At 43.5% G+C, this 253-nt stretch carries 1 protein-coding gene; it reads right to left on the bottom strand.

Translation table 11 applies throughout. The annotated features are described in order from the left end of the window. Positions 1–30: 30 nt before the first annotated feature. On the bottom strand, positions 31–253 hold a 223-nt coding region (locus tag LI126_RS14930), incomplete at its 5' end, for a metallophosphoesterase family protein (protein WP_227165706.1).

The following is a 253-nucleotide window of genomic DNA, read 5'->3' on the forward strand; positions in this document are numbered from 1 at the left end:
GCGACTGTTATTCCAAATCAAGATGATCGTCTATTGACGTAAAAAGACAAAGTGCAGATCATTAATCGGCTGCATCCTGCGATCATAGTACTGAACATCAAGCTTATTTGAGTCAGCCGTCACAATCGCCAAGGTTCCGCCAATATTTTGATACTGTCCACGCGGCTGACTGATGCTGCCCGGATTTAAATAAAGCGTTCCTTGATTAAACTCAACGGCTAATTGATGAGTATGACCATAGGCTGCAATCGTC

It is taken from the genome of Mediterraneibacter sp. 210702-DFI.5.30, assembly GCF_020560115.1.
Lineage (GTDB): Bacteria > Bacillota > Clostridia > Lachnospirales > Lachnospiraceae > Mediterraneibacter > Mediterraneibacter faecis.